This is a genomic window from Streptomyces sp. NPDC002838 (genome assembly GCF_040295365.1).
Lineage (GTDB): Bacteria > Actinomycetota > Actinomycetes > Streptomycetales > Streptomycetaceae > Streptomyces.
On the sequence record NZ_JBEOVF010000031.1, the window covers coordinates 47,402 to 64,197 of the forward strand.

13 protein-coding genes and 2 pseudogenes are annotated in these 16,796 nt (G+C 69.3%); 7 read left to right on the forward strand and 8 right to left on the reverse strand.

Features of this window, described 5'->3' with window-relative positions; genetic code table 11:
* Positions 1-418 precede the first annotated feature (418 nt).
* Genes ABT063_RS32450 through ABT063_RS32465 form a run of 4 tightly spaced genes read right to left on the reverse strand, consistent with a single transcriptional unit; the run spans position 419 to position 4,244 of the window.
* Complete coding sequence (locus ABT063_RS32450) at positions 419-1,414, reverse strand: class I SAM-dependent methyltransferase (RefSeq protein ID WP_351063295.1); 996 nt, start codon at positions 1,412-1,414, stop codon at positions 419-421.
* A complete protein-coding gene (locus ABT063_RS32455; RefSeq protein WP_351063390.1) occupies positions 1,411-2,568 on the reverse strand; it encodes a DegT/DnrJ/EryC1/StrS family aminotransferase in 1,158 nt (385 codons plus the stop codon). Before ABT063_RS32455 ends, ABT063_RS32450 begins: the two co-directional genes overlap by 4 nt.
* 5 nt (positions 2,569-2,573) lie before the next feature.
* Positions 2,574-3,143 carry a cupin domain-containing protein gene (locus ABT063_RS32460; RefSeq protein ID WP_351063297.1) on the reverse strand — a complete coding sequence of 190 codons (570 nt, stop codon included), beginning with the start codon at positions 3,141-3,143 and terminating at the stop codon, positions 2,574-2,576.
* A 30-nt stretch (positions 3,144-3,173) separates the two neighbouring features.
* Positions 3,174-4,244, reverse strand: a complete 1,071-nt coding sequence (locus tag ABT063_RS32465; RefSeq protein ID WP_351063299.1) for a type III polyketide synthase — start codon at positions 4,242-4,244, stop codon at positions 3,174-3,176.
* Between the two features lie 741 nt (positions 4,245-4,985).
* On the opposite strand from ABT063_RS32465, the pseudogene ABT063_RS32470 reads away from it, so the two are divergent.
* Together ABT063_RS32470 and ABT063_RS32475 are read left to right on the forward strand one after the other, a co-directional pair.
* Positions 4,986-5,370, forward strand: a pseudogene (locus ABT063_RS32470) (transposase); the annotation flags it as partial.
* A pseudogene (locus ABT063_RS32475) lies at positions 5,367-5,654 on the forward strand (rhomboid family intramembrane serine protease); the annotation flags it as partial. The pseudogenes ABT063_RS32470 and ABT063_RS32475, both read left to right, overlap by 4 nt.
* 10 nt (positions 5,655-5,664) lie before the next feature.
* Here the strand turns inward: ABT063_RS32475 and hemE are convergent.
* A complete protein-coding gene (gene hemE, locus ABT063_RS32480) occupies positions 5,665-6,732 on the reverse strand; it encodes a uroporphyrinogen decarboxylase (protein ID WP_351063301.1) in 1,068 nt (355 codons plus the stop codon).
* Positions 6,733-6,848: 116 nt separating this feature from the next.
* Here hemE and ABT063_RS32485 point away from each other — a divergent pair, with 116 nt between their 5' ends.
* The 3 genes from ABT063_RS32485 to ABT063_RS32495 all read left to right on the forward strand — a co-directional run bounded on the left by ABT063_RS32485 (position 6,849) and on the right by ABT063_RS32495 (position 9,902).
* Positions 6,849-7,526 (forward strand): DUF3000 domain-containing protein, encoded by a 678-nt coding sequence (locus tag ABT063_RS32485; RefSeq protein WP_351063303.1) that lies wholly within the window; start codon positions 6,849-6,851, stop codon positions 7,524-7,526.
* A 239-nt stretch (positions 7,527-7,765) separates the two neighbouring features.
* Positions 7,766-8,428: a response regulator transcription factor gene (locus ABT063_RS32490; RefSeq protein ID WP_030041211.1), complete on the forward strand. Its 663-nt coding sequence runs from the start codon at positions 7,766-7,768 to the stop codon at positions 8,426-8,428.
* 169 nt (positions 8,429-8,597) lie between these two features.
* Positions 8,598-9,902, forward strand: coding sequence for a ribonuclease D (locus ABT063_RS32495; RefSeq protein WP_351063305.1), 1,305 nt, complete (start codon positions 8,598-8,600; stop codon positions 9,900-9,902).
* Positions 9,903-9,941: 39 nt separating this feature from the next.
* Here ABT063_RS32495 and ABT063_RS32500 read toward each other — a convergent pair whose 3' ends face one another.
* From ABT063_RS32500 to ABT063_RS32510, 3 genes are read right to left on the reverse strand one after another with little or no spacing between them, the layout of a single operon-like run.
* On the reverse strand, positions 9,942-10,772 hold the full coding sequence (locus tag ABT063_RS32500) for a carbohydrate ABC transporter permease (RefSeq protein WP_351063307.1): 831 nt from the start codon (positions 10,770-10,772) through the stop codon (positions 9,942-9,944).
* Positions 10,769-11,722, reverse strand: coding sequence for a carbohydrate ABC transporter permease (locus ABT063_RS32505; protein WP_351063308.1), 954 nt, complete (start codon positions 11,720-11,722; stop codon positions 10,769-10,771). The genes ABT063_RS32500 and ABT063_RS32505 overlap by 4 nt, the downstream gene beginning before the upstream one ends.
* A complete protein-coding gene (locus tag ABT063_RS32510; protein ID WP_351063310.1) occupies positions 11,722-13,035 on the reverse strand; it encodes an ABC transporter substrate-binding protein in 1,314 nt (437 codons plus the stop codon). The genes ABT063_RS32505 and ABT063_RS32510 overlap by 1 nt, the downstream gene beginning before the upstream one ends.
* Positions 13,036-13,382: 347 nt before the next feature.
* Here ABT063_RS32510 and ABT063_RS32515 point away from each other — a divergent pair, with 347 nt between their 5' ends.
* Together ABT063_RS32515 and ABT063_RS32520 are read left to right on the forward strand one after the other, a co-directional pair.
* Entirely contained in the window at positions 13,383-15,752 is a 2,370-nt protein-coding gene (locus ABT063_RS32515; protein ID WP_351063312.1) for a glycoside hydrolase family 2 protein, read from the forward strand.
* The gene (locus ABT063_RS32520; RefSeq protein WP_351063313.1) at positions 15,749-16,777 is read left to right on the forward strand and encodes a LacI family DNA-binding transcriptional regulator; all 1,029 of its coding nucleotides are present in this window, start codon (positions 15,749-15,751) and stop codon (positions 16,775-16,777) included. Before ABT063_RS32515 ends, ABT063_RS32520 begins: the two co-directional genes overlap by 4 nt.
* The last annotated feature ends 19 nt before the right edge of the window (positions 16,778-16,796 follow it).

Sequence of the window (16,796 nt, forward strand, 5' to 3'; positions counted from 1 at the left end):
ACAGGGATCGATGGACATGCGGGCTGTCGCCGGCTCGGTGCGGGTAGCCGGGGCACATGCGGCGAGCGCCGCGGCCCACGGCTGCGTACCGCCCGGGGTACCGAAGTCCGTGACGGCGCTCGACTCGTCAGAAGTAGGGACCGAAGCGGCCCCACGCCACCGTGACAGCCAGGGCCCTTCTGATGGATCTCCGCGGGAGAAGGAGCGGCGTTCGGTGCGTGCGATCGGCGTGCGGTGCGGAGGGTCATGTGGCGGAGCCACCTGGCCCTCCGCACCGTGCGGCGAGCGTGTGTGCCGGGCGTCGCGACGCTGCGGAGATCCATCAGAAGGGCCCTAGGGCCGGCAGGCCCACGTTCACCGCGATCGACCGGGCTTCCTCGCTGCTGATGTGCGTGAAGGCCGGTGCTTCGTCTCCCGCCTACCGGGCGATGACCAAGGTGGCGGGCGGCGCGGAGTGGAACGAGACATTCGTGAAACCGGCCTTGACGAGCCAGTCGTGGTAGTCGGACCGCCGCCAGGTGCTGCCCTGCTTGCTCTTGAGCAGCATCTCGGAGGCGAACAGCAGCGGGAAGGCCGGTCCGCTGCGATCGTCGTCGACGACGTAGTCGTTGACCACCAGAGTGCCGCCGGGCTTGAGGGCCTGCCGGAGCCTGGTGAAGACCTCCACGTTGCTCTCCGGTCCCTCCTGGTGAGCGATGTGGGAGTACACCGCGACGTCGTACGCGGCGGTGCCGAATTCGGTGGTGTGGAAGTCACCGTCGATGGTGGTGAACCGATCGGCCACGCCGCGTTCCGTCAGCAGCCGACGGGCGATCGCGTTGATCGGCTCCCAGTCGAGCTGGGTGGAGCGAGCGGCAGGGTTGGCCTCCAGCCAGATACCCGAGTAGATGCCTGAACCACCGCCCACGTCGAAGATGGAGATCTCGCCGGCCTCGGCCAGCCCGAGCACGTCGGCGGCGATCGTCGCGGCAGGCACCGACTGCGCGGCGATGCCCTTGACGATCCCCTCCCAGTGCGGGTTGTTGGCCACCTCCACCACCGGGTTCGCCACCGGCCCCCCGACGCGGACCACCTCGGCCAGGTCGGCCAGACTGCCCATGTGGGTCAGCTTGAGCTTGGCAAAGCTGCTCAGCGAGCCGGGCTTGTCGTCGACCAGGTAGGCGGACGCCTCGGCGCTGTTGCGGTAGCGGCCGTCGTGCAGCTCGACCAGACCGACGCTGACGAGTCCATCGAGGAGGGTTTGCGCGCCCCGTTCGGAGATCTGGGCCCGGTCGGCCAGCTCGACGGCGGCGCCCGCTCCGTCCTCCAGATGGGTGAACAGCGAGTGGGTGGCCGAGGCGGCGAGGATGCCGGTGGCCCAGTAGCCGTTGATCAGCCGCATGACGGTGTCGGGCGACGGCTGATTGTTCGTCATGCTGCCCCTCCTGGGGACCGGGTGGACGCCGAGTGGGTCCGAACGGCGCTGCGCAGGGCATCCGCGACCCGTTCGACCTGGTTCGAAGTGAGTTCCGCGTGCATGGGTACGGCGAGGTTGCGCGCGAAGAGGTCCGCCGAGACCGGGCACTTCTGCTGCGACTGAAACACCGGCTGCACGTGGGTCGCCCACGCGCCCTGTCCGCAGCCGATCCCCTGACCACGCAGCTCGGCGGCGACCGCCGAGCGGTCCACGCTCGCGCCCAGCGTCACGATGTAGGACTGCCAGGCGTGGGTACGGTCCTCCGGCACGAACGGCACCGTCAGGAGTTCCTCGTCGCCGAGGAGCTCGGCGTACTGCGCGGCGACGACGTTGCGGCGGGCCAGCAGCTCGTCGATCCTGCCCAGCTGCACCTGCAGGATCGCCGCGGCGATGTCGGACAGCTTGTAGTTGTAGCCGATCTCGGTGAATTCCGGGATGGGCAGGCCGACGACCTTGCCCATGTCGAAGATGCTGCCGATGCCGAAGGAGGAGCGCAGCCGCGCGTCCGCCCCGATCTTCGGGTCGCGCGCGAGCAGCGCACCTCCCTCACCGCTGGTGGCTCCCTTGCGCCCGTGGAAGGACAGGCAGCTCACCTCGGCGAGGGCGCCCGCCTGGCGGCCCTGATAGGTGGCGCCGACCGCGCAAGCGGCGTCCTCGACGAGGAACAGGCCGTGGCGGTCGGCGATCGCCTGCAGTTCCGCGTAGTCGGCGGGGATGCCGAGCGTGTCCACCGCGATCACGCCGACGGTGCGGGGGGTGATCAGGTCGGCCACCGCCTGCGGGTCGACGGTGCCGGTGTCGGCACGCACGTCGGCGAAGACGGGTACGGCGTCGACGTAGCGCACGGCCTGGGCGGGAGCCGGGAAGGTGTAGTCGGCGACGATCACCTCGTCGTTGGGTTTGACGCCGAGAGCGAGCAGGGCCAGGTGGAGCGCGGCACCGCAGTTGCTCGCCGCGACGGCGTCACCGACCCCGTACTTCTCGGCCAGCTGGGCCTCCAGAGCCTTGCCCTTCGGGCCCTGGCCGGCCGGCCAGCCGGAGGCGAACACCTCGGCGACGGCAGCCAGTTCCTGCTCTCCCAGGCTTGCGTGGACCAGAGGAATCGTCTCCATCGCGGTCATCTCTCGCTCCGCTTCGCGTTGGTTTCCTGGCGGGGAATCCCGGCGTTCGGCGGCGGCTCGAAGCTCAGCGGCGTGATCTGGCTGACGTCGTACCGCCGGCGCATCGCCTCCACGGCCGCAGGGTCCACCGCGGTACCGCGCGACCAGATCTCGGCGATCTCCTCGAAGTAGGCCTCGTGATCGGGCGAGGGATAGCTCTGGAAGAGCATCTTCACCGGCTTGTCCGTGGCGTTCCGGAACGCGTGCGGGGTACCGGGGGGTACGAACATGCAGCTGCCCTCACCGGCGCGGACGACACGGTCACCCTTGGGGGACTTCCAGTGGTGCCAGGTGTCCGCCGTGCGCTCGGTCGGCTCGAAGCACAACAGGTCCAACTCGCCCTCCAGGACGTAGAAGAACTCCTGGGAGTGGCTGTGGACATGCGCGCCGACATCGAATCCGGGCGGAACGATCACCTCGAAGATCGATATGGAGGATCCCATCTCCTTCGTGGCCTTGAAGGTCACCTCCTGTGCCGGGGTGGCCAGCTTTCGCCCGCCACCGGGCGGGATGATGAGGTCGGTCATATGCTCCGCTTTCTTTGTTCGCGCGTGGGCTCAGGCGAAGGTCCGCGGGACGCCGTCGGCCGCCCAGGTTCCGAGCACCATCTCGGCGGTGATGCCTGGACCGAAGCCCGCGATCAGGCCGGTCGCACCGGGCGCCGGTGTGTCGTCCTCGAACAGCCTGCGGGCGGCTTCGAGTACGACGGCGCTGGCGATGTTGCCGTACTCGTTGAGGGTCGACCAGCTGTGCCGGAACACATCGCGGTCGACTTCGAGGAACTTCGCGAGGTCGTCGAGGATGCGCGGACCGCCGGCGTGAATGATGTAGAAGTCGAGCTTGCCGACGTCCCAGCTGTGGTCCTTGGCCAGCTCGCGCAGGACCGGGGCGAGCGGCTCCATCGTGCCGGGCACACGGCGGTCCAGCTGGAAGTGGAAGCCGGTGTCCTTGACGGCGTAGGAGATCCAGTCCTCGGTGCCCGGGATGAGGTAGGAGGCGTTGCGCTCCAGGTCGATGCCGACGCCCCCTTCGCCTCGTACGACAGCGGCGGCGACCGCGTCGCCGAACAGGCCGTCCGAGAGCAGCGAGCCGATGTCGTCCGCGTCGGGCTGGTAGCAGAGCGAGCACAGTTCGCAGGAGACAATCAGGACGTTGCTGCCGGGGTGGGCCGCGCAGAAGTCGTGGGCGCGGTTGATCGCCGCTCCGCCCGCCGCGCAGCCCAGCTGGGCGATGGGTATCTGCCGTGTGTCGGAGCGGAAGCCCAGGTTATTGATCAGCCAGGCCGTCAAGGACGGCATCAGGAACCCGGTGCACGACACGTAGATGATCGCATCGATGTCACGGACTTTCAGTTCGGCGTTGGCCAGGGCCTGCTCAATGACCTGGGGCGTGCGCTTCTTGGACTCGACCTCGTAGATGCGGTTGCGCTCCTCGAAGCCCGGATGGTGGAGCGTCTTCTCGATGGGCTGGACGATGTGCCGCTTCTTGACACCGGTGTTACGGATCAGACGGAGCGCCAGAGCGAGTTGTGGCTTGCCGGCATGGGCTCTCGCGGCGAACTGCAGAGTCTCTTCCAGTGTGATGACGTGTTCAGGCGCATTCATCGCCGGCTTGCATAGCCTCGGCATATCTGGGATCCACTTCCTAAGAGTCTCGACAGCAAGGGCAGTGGGGCGTTGCGCTGATGGCAGATCGTTTCGCCGCCATCCTTGGTGTGGTCGTTGACAGGTGCTGCACGGCGGCCCGCCAGCCCCGTGGTGAGTCGGGCGGGCAGACACAACTCCCGGTCGAACGCCGCACGGCCCTGACGGGCGGTCTCATCGACCCTCGGCACCGCAGGCTTCTTCGCTGGTTGACGCGCTGCCGGACAGCACCGGCCACACGGCCGCGTCCGCATCGCGTCGACACGCCTTGCGCAGCTGCGGAGGGGGTGGGCCGGGTCGCCGTCGGGCGGACTACGGGACGAAGCGTTCGCTGTGTCGGCCGGTCGGACGAGAGCGTCGACGGCGGACCTGCGTCTGTCCTTTGAGGGAAGGGACTTCAGCTGCCCGAACAGTGCAACCGACGGCTGTGGATCACAGGGGGATTGGTCTCGCCTGCAGAGATTGACGGGGCGTCAGTCAATCCACTGCCTTGCGGCTGTTTTCGGGCAGGGGAGGCGTGCGGAAATCGTGACACGGGGGGACCCTCCGCGCCAAGAACACCATCGCGTGACACAGGTCACACTGCCGGCTGACTCTCTCACTGCGCCACGCGGCGAGGGGTTGAGTCCTGAGAAGTGGTGTACGGGCTCCCACCTGATCCGGGCGTTTGCCCCGGCGTCGGAGTGAGTGGCCGGATACAAGAACGGCCACCGGCTGATCTTCGAGATGTCGAAGCTCGAAGGAGATCAGCACGATGACGCACCCGACAGTGTGCCCCTGCATGCCCTCGCCGAAGACAACCTCGCCGCGGCGAGTCCCGATCTGCTGCGTGCGATGGTCAAAACGCTCGCCGACGCCCTCAGGTCCGCCGAGGCCGACGCCCTGTCGGGCTCCTCGAACGCCGCCGCAGGACCGAGCAGGCCCTCATCAGCGTGGTCGCCACCGCTTACCCGTTGGGCGTCTCCACCCGCCGCGTCGAGAAGCTCGCCGAGTCCCTCGGTTTCACGCAGCTGTTAAAGCCCAGGTCTCGGCCATGCCCCGACACTTGGACGAGCAGGTTGCCGCGGTCCGCAACCGGCCCCTGGATGCCGGCCCGTATGCGTTCGTCTGGTGCTGTATCCGAAGGCGAGGGTCTGGGTCCTCGTGCCGTTCCTGATCTTCCTGCCGCTGCGACTGCCGGCCTGGCTGGTGCTGGGCTTCTGGTTCGCGCTCCAGGCGGTGTACTCGTCCGGCGAGGGCGTGTCCGACGCCGGGACGGTGGCGTACGCGGAACGTCGTCGGCTTCCTCGCCGGCATGCTGATCGCCTGGCGCCGCTGCGCCCCGGCACACCGCCGCCACCGGAGCCGCGCGGCCTGCTGTTCGGCAGGCGGGCACGGCCCCGGCACACCTGGTGAAGGGCGTGACTCAGCGAGCGGTCTGCGTGTGCACGTACTCCACGAGCCGGGTCAGCGCGTCCGGGTCGGTGGACGGCATGACGCCGTGGCCGAGGTTGAAGACATGGCCCTCCAGGCCCGCCGCCGCGTCGAGAACCTCCCGGGTCTTCGCCTCGACCGCCTCCCGGGTGGCGAACAGCACGGTCGGGTCGAGGTTGCCCTGGAGCGCCTTGCCGGGGCCGACGCGGCGGGCGGCCTCGTCCAGCGGGACGCGCCAGTCCACGCCGACGACGTCCGCGCCGGCCTCGCCCATCAGCTTCAGCAGCTCACCGGTGCCGACGCCGAAGTGGATGCGCGGGACGCCGTACCCCGCGACGGCCTCGAAGACCTTCGACGAGGCGGGCATCACCGAGCGCCGGTAGTCGGCCGGGGCGAGGGCGCCGACCCACGAGTCGAACAACTGGACGGCGCTGGCGCCCGCCTCGATCTGCACCTTCAGGAACGCGGCCGTGATCTCCGCGAGACGGTCCAGCAGGTCGGCCCACAGCTCGGGGTCGCCGTACATCATCGCCTTGGCGTTCTCGTACGTGCGGGACGGGCCGCCCTCGACGAGGTAGCTCGCGAGGGTGAACGGCGCGCCCGCGAAGCCGATGAGCGGGGTCGGGCCGAGCTCGCGGGTCAGCAGGCCGATGGCCTCGGTGACGTAGGAGACGTCCTCGGGGGTCAGGTCGCGCAGCTGGGCCAGGTCGGCGCGGGTGCGGATCGGGCGCTCGACGACCGGGCCGACGCCGGGCTTGATGTCGAGGTCGATGCCGATGGCCTTGAGCGGGACGACGATGTCGCTGAAGTAGATCGCCGCGTCCACGTTGTGCCGACGGACCGGCTGGAGCGTGATCTCGGTGACCAGCTCGGGACGCATGCAGGACTCGAGCATCGGGATGCCCTCGCGCACCTTGCGGTACTCCGGCAGCGAGCGCCCGGCCTGCCGCATGAACCACACCGGGGTGTGCGGCACGGGTTCGCGCCTGCACGCCTTCAGGAAGGCTGACTCGTACGTCGCTGTCGGCTGCTGGCCCGTGGGGCTTCCGTTGGCACTCACGACGGAAAGTCTCGCACGGGCACGGGAGAACGACGGCCCGGGTGTCCGCTCGCGGCGTACGCCGACGCGGGTGTCCCTCCCTGCGCTGGGGCCCCGTTCCGCTTAATCTTCCCCGCATGGCTGCGGCTCAGGGACGACTGTCGGACGGCGCTGGCGGAATGGACGAAGCGAAGGACGCGGAGGAGGGCGCGGAGCATGCGAGCAGTACGGCTCCCCCGCCCTTCCGGGCGGCCGTCGACGCGCTGAGAGCCGCGCGGCCGCGGCCTCAGGTCGAGGTGGAGCCGACCCGGCCGCCGCAGCGACTCGCCCCCTTCTCGTACGCCCTGGAGGCCGCGGTCGTCGACGGCGAGGAGGACCTGGCCGACGGCCGGCTGGTGCTGCTGCACGACCCTGCCGGGCACGACGCCTGGCGGGGCACTTTTCGGCTGGTGACACTGGTGCGCGCGGAGCTGGAGCCGGAGATGGCGACCGACCCACTGCTGCCCGACGTGTGCTGGTCGTGGCTCACCGGCGCGCTCACCGCGCGCGGCCTGGCGTTCGGCGAGCCGAGCGGCACCGTCACGCGCGCGAGCTCCCACTACTTCGGCGGCCTGTCCGAACGCCCGCCCGCCTCGCAGATCGAGATCCGTGCGTCCTGGACGCCCGGGGAGGGCCTGGGCGGCGTCCCGGACACGGCGGCGCACCTGGCCTCCTGGTGCGATCTGCTCGCCCAGGTCGCGGGCCTGCCGCCGGCCGGGCCGGGGGACGCGTCGGTGGTGACACTGCCGCAGCGGCGGGGGCCGCAGTCACGCTGAGCCTGTCGGATCCCTTTGTCGATACGGCCACTTTCGGCCGCATACCGAAGCAGACCGAAACCGTTCGATCTTCGAATGATCGATCGCGTGTCCGAATTGCACGAATTGTTACTCACCAGATCGTGATCATTCCCTAAAGACGGACGCCTCTGGTGCCGAAGACGTCTGTGACCTTGAAAGCACCATTCGTCCCGGCTTCATCCCCAAAAGCCGACCCCGTCCCCCACCCAGGAGGCCTGGTGTCCGTTCTCCTCGAGCAGCCCGCAAGCCTGGTCGCCTACCGCCCGAACAAGCCGACCGCCATGGTGGTCGTGGCCGACCCCCGCGTCCGTTCCACCGTCACCCGCCACCTGTGGGCGCTCGGTGTACGCGACGTCATCGAGGCCTCGTCCGTCGCGGAGGCTCGTCCCCGCATCGGCAACCCCCGCGACATCTGCGTCGCCGACGTCCACCTACCCGACGGCTCCGGCCTGACCCTTCTGTCGGAGACCCGCGCCGCGGGCTGGCCCAACGGGCTCGCCCTGTCCGCCGCCGACGACATCGGCGCCGTGCGCAACGCCCTCGCCGGCGGCGTCAAGGGATACGTCGTCACAGGCACCCGTACGAACATCGGGCTCCCCACCCGACCGGGTGCCGCTCCCATCGGAGCCGCCGCCGCCCGTATGCACCGCCGCCCCCCGGGTGCCCCGAGTCACCCGGGTGGCTACCGTGAGCTGTCCGGCCGCGAGGTCGAGGTGCTGCGACTGGTCGCGGAGGGCCAGTCGAACAAGGCGATCGGCGTCTCGATGGGCCTGTCCGCCCTGACCGTCAAGAGCCACCTCGCCCGCATCGCCCGCAAGCTGGGCACCGGTGACCGCGCCGGCATGGTCGCGGTGGCCCTGCGCACCGGGATCATCCACTGACGCCCGTTCTTCACACACGTGGACCGGATCGGCCGCTGATCCTGGTTCACGTGTCCCATCCCGTCGTGAACCGGATCTTTCACCGAGCTGACTGGTTTGCGACCCTCAGGCGCCCGTCGACGGAACGTTCCGTCGGCGGGCGCTGTCCATACACAGATACCCTTGACATGTGACCGACGCCCAAGAGACCGCAGCAGACAGCTCACTGCGAACCACCGGAGGCGCCCCTCCGGACGACGGCGGATCTTCTGTTACGGGGGCGCCTGATTCCGAGCCCGGCCCTGAACCCATCCCTTTGCTGGAGCCGCGCGAGGGCATTCCGTCCGTGGTCGCCGACGAAGAGGCGCTCGCCGAGGTGATCGCCGCCTTCGCGGCCGGCTCCGGACCCGTCGCCGTCGACGCCGAGCGGGCGTCCGGCTACCGCTACGGCCAGCGCGCCTACCTGGTGCAGCTGCGTCGCGAGGGCGCCGGGACCGCGCTGATCGATCCCGTCGCCTGCCCCGATCTGTCGGGGTTCGGCGAGGCGCTGTCCGGTGTGGAGTGGGTGCTGCACGCCGCCACCCAGGACCTGCCGTGTCTGCGCGAGATAGGCATGATGCCCACGCACCTGTTCGACACCGAGCTCGCCGGCCGGCTCGCCGGGTTTCCGCGGGTGGGCCTCGGCGCGATGGTCGAGGGCGTCCTGGGCTTCGTCCTGGAGAAGGGGCATTCGGCCGTCGACTGGTCGACCCGGCCGCTGCCCGAGCCCTGGCTGCGATATGCGGCGCTGGACGTGGAGCTGCTCGTCGACCTGCGGGACGCGCTGGAGAAGGAGCTGGACCGGCAGGGCAAGCTGGAGTGGGCGCAGCAGGAGTTCGACGCGATCGCCTCGGCTCCGCCGCCGGAGCCTCGTAAGGATCCGTGGCGGCGTACGTCGGGAATGCACAAGGTGCGCAGGCGGCGGCAGCTCGCTGTCGTGCGCGAGCTGTGGCAGACCCGGGACCGGATCGCTCAGCGGCGGGACGTGTCGCCGGGCAAGGTGCTGTCGGACGCGGCCATCGTGGAGGCCGCGCTCTCCCTTCCGGCCAACGTGCACGCGCTGGCCGCGTTGAACGGGTTCGGGCATCGGATGGGTCGGCGGCAGCTGGAGCAGTGGCAGGCCGCCGTCGATCGGGCCAAGGTGCTGCCCGACACGCAGTTGCCGCAGCCGGGGCAGCCGGTGACCGGGCCACCGCCGCCGAGGGCCTGGGCCGACAAGGATCCCGCGGCCGCGGCTCGGCTGTCGGCTGCGCGTGCGGGGGTGTCCGCGTTGGCCGAGCGGCTCAATATGCCGCAGGAGAATCTGATCACGCCGGATACCGTGCGGCGGGTTTGCTGGGAGCCGCCCAACGTTGTCAGTGCGGAGTCGGTGGGGGCGGCTCTTGAGGGGTATGGGGCTCGGCCTTGGCAGGTGGGGCTGGTGACTTCGGTGCTTGTCGCTGCGCTGGCCGCGTAGCTGACGCCTGGCATACAGCCCCGCGCCCCTGGAGCCACCTCACCTGGTCGCGCCTCTCATGAAGCCGTTGTAGATGAAGCGTTGCAGGCTCAGGAACACGATCAGCGTCGGCAGGATCACCAGGATCGCTCCCGCCGAGATGATCTCCCAGTGGGCGCCGTACGGGCCGCGGAAGCGGAACAGGGACGTCGAGATCACGCCAAGATCCTCGGAGGGCATGTAGAGGAAGGGGATGTAGAAGTCGTTGTAGACGGTGATCCCCTTCACGATGACGACCGTCGCGATCGCCGGTTTGAGGAGCGGGAAGATGATCTTCCGGTAGATCGTGAAGGCGTTGGCGCCGTCCAGGCGGGCGGACTCGTCCAGGGAGATCGGGATGGACCGGACGAACTGCAGGAAGATGTAGATCGAGACGATGTCCGTACCCATGTAGAGCGCGATCGGCGCCCACAGGGAGTCGAACATCCCGAAGCTGTTGACGATCTGGAAGGTCGCCACCTGGGTGGTGACGCCGGGGACGAGCGCGGCGACCAGGAAGAGCGCGACCACCGTCTTCTTGAGGCGGAAGGTGAAGCGGTCGATGGCGTAGGCCGTCATCGAGCCGATGAGGACCGTGCCGCCGATGGCGACCAGCAGGATGAGGGCCGTGTTGCCGAAGGCCGAGAGCATCCGGCCGTCCTGGAACGCCGTCACGTAGTTGTGGAAGTTGAGCAGGTCGTCGGGGAGCGACAGCGCGCCGCTGCCGTTCGCGATCTCCTTCGAGGACTTGAGGGAGGTCAGGAAGACCACGCCGAGCGGGAGCAGGACGACCAGTGTCGCGGCGATCAGCGACAGGTACACGAACGTTCGGGCTACCGCACGGCGCGTCATGCGAGGTCCACCTTGTCGTCGGGGACGAGGCGTCGCTGCACCCAGGTCACCACCAGGATGATCAGCAGCAGCACGACCGCGGCCGCCGAGGCGAGCCCCGTCTTGTTGAACCGGAAGGCCAGGTTCAGCGTCTGGATCACGAAGGTCTCGGTGCCGGTCGCCCCGCCGGTCATGATGTACGGGACCTCGAAGACCGACAGCGAGCCGGAGACGGAGAGGATCACCGTCAGGGTGAGGACCGGCTTGATACCGGGCGCGATGATGTAGCGGAACTGGTGCCAGCGGCTGGCCCCGTCCAGTTCGGCCGCCTCGTACAACTCCCCCGGGATGGACTGGATCGCGCCCAGGAAGAGCACGAAGTTCAGGCCCATGTAGCGCCAGATCGAGACGCCGGCGAGAGAGGTGTTGGCGGAGACGGGGGTGCCGAGCCAGGCGTGGTCCGTGTGGTAGCCGAACAGGCTCAGCACCGAGTCGAGGGTGCCGCCGTCCTGGAAGAAGTAGAGGAAGACGAAGCCGATCGCCACCCCGTTGATCAGGTACGGGAAGAAGAGCACGCCCTTGAAGAAGTTCCGGAAACGGACGTTGAAGCTCAGGATCGTCGCGAAGTAGAGCGCGGCGACGATCTGGACGGCGGAGGCGGCGAGGTAGTAGCCGCTGACGAAGAAGACCCGGAAGAGGTCTTCCCTGGTGAAGATCTCCGTGTAGTTCTCGGCGCCCGTGTAGCGCAGTTCGGGGCTCACGCCGTCCCAGTCGGTGAAGCTGTACGCGATCATGTTGGCGATCGGCGCGTACGTGAAGGTGATCAGCAGGGCGAGCGGGGCGATCAGGAAGAGCCAGGGGGTGACTCCGCGCCAGACACGCGCCCTGCGGGGCGCGGGGGCCGGGGCGGGGGCGACGGGTGCCGCCCCCGCCCCGGCCCTGACGGCCGCCTTCTCGGTGGTGTCCGTCATCAGGACCCCAGGGTCTGCTGCGTCTCGGTCCAGCGTTTGCTGAGGTCGGCGAAGAAGTCGTCCAGGTCGCCCTTCTTCGCACCGCGCGCGAGGTCGACGAGGTTCTGGCGGTACTCGGGGGCGTAGATGCCGATCTCCGACTGGTTGTCGATCTGCTTGACGCGGGCTCCCTGGGCGTCGTCGACCTCGATGAGCTTCACGCCGGTGTCCTCGTACGGCTTCAGCACCTCCGGCAGGGGCGCGTCCTTGAGCGGCGAGATGGCCAGGTTGTCCTTGTCGTAGCCGGACTTGTCGGTGAACCAGTCGATCCAGGCGCGGGCCGCCGGCTTGTTCTTGGAGTGGACGTTGACGGCCTGGTTGTAGTCGGGCGCGACGACCGCGCAGAACTTTCCGTCCTGCTGGGCCGGGAAGGGCATGAAGCCGATGTCGTCGGGGTTGACGCCGGCCTTCCGGGCTGCGTCCTGGAACTGGATGATCGCCCAGGTTCCGAGCCACTGCGTGGCCAGCTCGCCCTTCGCCAACCGGGGCTTGGACTCCTCCCAGTTGGTCGTCGTCGGGTCCTTCTCGATCAGCTTCTCGCGCACGATGTCGTGCAGGAGCTGGTCACCGACGCGCAGGTCGGCTCCCTCGGCCCACGGGTCGCCCTCGGCGAGCTCGGTGGTGGCCCGGGTGTCGCAGCTCACCGAGCCGTTGACGGACGTCCACTGGGACAGGGGCCACTGGGCGGCGAAGTTGGTGTAGTACGGGACCGCGTCGGTCTTGGACTTGATCGCCTTCAGCGCGGTGATGAACTCGGCCGGGGTCGTGGGCCACTGGGTGACCCCGGCTTCCTCCCAGACCTTCTTGTTGTAGAGGAATCCGGGGATCACTCCGATCGGGCTCTGGCCGTAGACCTTGCCGTCGACGGTGGTGTAGTCGGTGAACAGGTACTTCTTGCCGCGCTCCGCCTCGGTGCCCAGCGAGGCGAAGAATCTCGGGTAGTCGTCCTTCTTGATGACCGCGGGGATCAGCAGCACATCGCCGTAGTTCTCCGTGTTCATACGGATCTTGACTTCGGTCTCGTAGTTCGTGAGGGCCTCGAACTCGACCTTGACCTTCGGATACGTCTTGTTGAACTCGGCGGCGTACTTCTTCATCGTGCCGTCGGCGACGAGGTCGGTGCGCTGGGTGAGGACCTTGATGGTTCCGCTGACCTTTGACGGATCGTCAGCTGCCTTGGCGTCGGCGCCTTTAGAGGTGCCTCCGGTGCCGGTACACGCCGAGAGCATCAGGGCTCCGGCGGCCAGAGCGAGGACGGTGCGGCGGCGGTTCATGTGCATCAGCTCCGTTCGTGGGACGGACTCAGGGCCTGCCCGGCGGATCCTGTCGGAGACGCGGGCTCTGGCACGCACATCTGCCGCGTTGTCGTCGGTCGCCGACGCTCCGCGTCGACTCCCTCCTCCGCCTTGCAGCTGCACGCACCAGACCCCGCTCACCGGCGCCGGTCAGTTACCGCTTCTTTCCTCCGACCTGATCCGCCGGACAGGCCCTGGCACTTGCGGGTTGGCCGGGTTGGCTGGTTCCGAACTCTGACAACGTTTTCTAAACCGGTAAAGTCCCTATCTCGCCAACGATGCAAAAATCTTTCCGAGTGCTGGACTTGATCGGTTTAGGAGTGCGCATGCTTCAGGCCACACCGCTCACCGAGGGATGGATCCTGCGGCACGAGGGGGCTGGGCTCCCGGCTGTCGTGCCGGGCTGCGTGCACACCGATCTGCTGGCGGCCGGAGTGATCCCGGATCCGCTTCTCGGCCGCAACGAGACCGAGGTCGCGTGGGTGGGGCGGCGGGAGTGGACGTACGAGACGGAGCTGCCGGAGACGAACGGGCACGAGCAGACCGACCTCGTCTTCGACGGCCTCGACACCGCGGCCGAGATCCTGCTCGACGGCCAAGTCCTCGGCCGGACGAGGAACATGCACCGCTCGTACCGCTTCGACGTCACCGGGCTCAGCGGGCGGCTGTCCGTGCGGTTCGTCTCCGCCTATGCCGAGGCCGAAGCCGTACGCGGGCGAGTGGGCGAGCGGCCCGCCGCCTACGCCGAGCCCTACCAGTACATCCGCAAGATGGCCTGCTCCTTCGGCTGGGACTGGGGGCCGACCCTGGTGACGGCCGGGATCTGGCGTCCGGTGCGGCTGGAGCAGTGGTCGACGGCCCGGATCGCGCGCGTGCGGCCGCTGGTGACCGTCGAAGGCGGGCTGGGGCAGGTCGAGTTGGCCGTCGAGGTCGAGCGGACCCGGGTCGAGGCGCCGCTCGCCGTGGAGGCGACGGTCGGTGGGGTGCGGGCCCGGGCGGAGATCGACGGGACGGCCGGAACCGTACGCCTTGAGGTGCCGGACGTGCGGTTGTGGTGGCCGCGTGGATATGGCGAACAGCCGCTGTACGACGTCGAGTTGACGCTCCTGCACGGCGAGCAGGCGTTGGACGTGTGGCGGCGCCGGATCGGCTTCAGGACCGTCGAGCTGGACCGGCGGCCCGACGCGCACGGCAGCGGGTTCACCTTCGTCGTCAACGGTGAGCGGCTCTTCGCGCGGGGCGTGAACTGGATCCCGGACGACGTGTTCCCGTCCCGGATCACCCGGGACCGGTACCGGGAGCGGCTGCGGCAGGCGGCGGACGCCGGTGTGGACCTGGTGCGGATCTGGGGTGGCGGGATCTACGAGAGCGAGGACTTCTACGACGCCTGCGACGAACTCGGGCTGCTGGTCTGGCAGGACTTCCCCTTCGCGTGCGCGGCCTACCCGGAGGAGCAGCCGCTGCGGGGCGAGGTGGAGGCGGAGGCGCGCGAGAACGTCGTACGGCTGATGCCGCATCCCTCGCTGGTGCTGTGGAACGGCAACAACGAGAACCTGTGGGGGTTCCGGGACTGGGAATGGGAGCCGCGTCTCGCCGGGGACTCCTGGGGCGAGGGGTACTACCTGGGCGTGCTGCCGCGGGTGGTGGCCGAGTTGGATCCGACGCGGCCGTACACGGCGGGCAGTCCGTGGTCCGGTTCGTGGGACCGGCATCCGAACGATCCGGCCCACGGCACGCACCACTCGTGGGAGGTGTGGAACCGGGAGGACTACGCCGACTACCGCCTTCAAGTGCCGCGTTTTGTCGCCGAGTTCGGCTGGCAGGCGCCGCCCGCGTACGCCACGCTGCGGCGCGCGCTGCCCGGCGAGGAGCTCATGCCCGACTCCCCCGGGATGCTGCACCACCAGAAGGCGGACGACGGCAACGGCAAGCTGCGGCGAGGGCTGGAGAGGCATTTCGCCTTCCCCGAGGGCGACTTCGACCGCTGGCACTACCTGACGCAGGTCAACCAGGCCCGCGCGGTCGCCGCCGGGATCGAGCACTGGCGGTCGCACTGGCCGGTGTGCGCCGGGACGGTGGTCTGGCAGCTCAACGACTGCTGGCCGGTGACCTCCTGGGCGGCGATCGACGGGGACGGACGGGAGAAGCCGCTCTACCACGAGCTGCGACGGCTGTACGCGGACCGGCTGCTCACGCTTCAGGTGCGGGAGCGCGGGCTGGTCTTGGCGGCTGTCAACCAGGCGGCGGAGAGCTGGAACGGCACGCTGACGCTGCGGCGGATGTCCGTCGAGGGTGGGGTGATCGGTGAGTCGCGTGTGGGGCTGGCGGCGGAGAGGCGGGCGGTGGCCCATGTCGGCGTCCCCCGGGAGCTGGAGCCCGTCGGGCCGAAGGAGTTCCTGGTCGCGGACGCGGACGGGCTGCGTGCCCTGCGCTTCCCGTCGCCGGACCGCGACATCCCGTATCCCCGGCCGGAGTTCGAGGTCGCGCTCGTGCCGGGCGGGATCGAGGTGACGGCCCACACCCTGGTACGGAATCTGCTGTTGCAGGCCGACCGGCTGGATCCGGCGGCGCGGGCCGACCGGGGGCTGGTCACGCTGCTGCCCGGCGAACGGGTCACCATCGGGGTGCGCGGCTGGCAGACTCCGGATGCCGAGACGGCACGATCGGCCCTGTACTGCATGGAGCCCCACCGATGACGACCTCCCGCGTCACCATCAAGGACGTCGCCGCGCGCGCCGGCGTGTCCAAGGGGGCCGTGTCCCTCGCCTTCAACCACAAGCCGGGGCTGTCGGAGGCGACCCGGGACCGGATCTTCCGGGCCGCGCAGGAGCTGGGCTGGGCGCCGAGCCTGACCGCCCGGACGCTGGCCGGCTCGCGCGTGGACGTGGTGGGGCTGGCGATCTGCCGGCCGGCCCGGCTGCTCGGGCTCGAACCCTTCTACATGGAGTTCATCTCGGGCGTGGAGAGCGTCCTGACCGAACGCTCCTGCTCGCTGCTGCTGAGGCTCGTACGGACTCTGGAGGAGGAGGTCGGGCTCCAGGAGTCGTGGTGGCGGGGCCGGCAGATCGGCGGGTCGATCCTCGTCGACTTCCGCGCGGACGACCCCCGGGTGGCGGCGGTCGAGCGGCTCGGGATGCCGGTGGTAGCCGTCGGGCATCCGTCGCTGACGGGCGGCCTCACCTCCGTGTGGACCGAGGACGCCACCGCGGTGACGGAGGCGGTGCGCTACCTCGCCGCACTCGGGCACCGGCGGATCGCCCGGGTCGGGGGCGCGGCGGCCCTCGGGCACACCTCCATGCGGACCGCCGCCTTCGACGAGGCCGCCCGGGCGCTGGAGCTGGCCGGGGCCTGGCAGGTGGCCACCGACTACTCCGGGGAGGCGGGGGCGCGGGCGACGCGGTCGCTGCTCACGGCCGGGCCGCCCGACCGGCCGACGGCGATCGTCTACGACAACGACATCATGGCCGTGGCCGGGCTGTCGGTGGCCGCCGAGATGGGCCTGAGCGTGCCGGACGACGTCTCCCTGCTCGCCTGGGACGACTCCCAGCTGTGCCGGCTCACGCACCCGACCCTCTCCGCGATGAGCCATGACGTGCACGGATTCGGCGCCGACGCGGCCCGCACGCTGTTCGGAGTGATCACGGGAGAGGGGCCGGGGTCGCATCCGGTGCCGACTCCCGTACTGACCCCACGGGGTTCGACGGCTCCCCCGAAGGTGTGATCTCAGGTGTGACCTTCAC